Origin of the sequence: Arenibacter lacus (assembly GCF_008711145.1) — a bacterium.
Lineage (GTDB): Bacteria > Bacteroidota > Bacteroidia > Flavobacteriales > Flavobacteriaceae > Arenibacter > Arenibacter amylolyticus.
The window spans coordinates 1-327 of sequence record NZ_VVIN01000284.1 but is presented as its reverse complement, the minus strand read 5'-3'; the positions used below and the strand labels follow the sequence as shown (position 1 = coordinate 327).

Annotated in this window: 1 protein-coding gene; it reads left to right on the top strand. The window is 48.3% G+C overall.

The window, feature by feature from the left end; genetic code table 11:
- Window positions 1–327 (top strand): DUF1501 domain-containing protein (locus F1E73_RS17510; protein WP_150452717.1); only part of this gene is annotated, 327 nt, incomplete at both ends.

The following is a 327-nucleotide window of genomic DNA, read 5'->3' as shown; positions in this document are numbered from 1 at the left end:
CGTGATGGATATTTCCAAAGAACCGGAATCTATCATCAAAATGTACGGGGAAGATTGTCAGGTTCCTGGTACCTACGCTGCCAATGCCTTGCAGGCACGAAGATTGGCAGAGAATGGAGTGCGATTTATACAACTCTACCATCAGGGCTGGGACCAGCATGGTAATTTACCCAATGAAATGGCTGGACAGGCAAAGGATGTAGACCAGGCTTCGGCAGCCTTGGTGTTGGACTTAAAACAACGGGGGATGTTAGAGGATACCCTGGTAGTATGGGGTGGCGAATTTGGTCGGACTAATTTCTGTCAGGGTCATTTTAACCCAGAGAG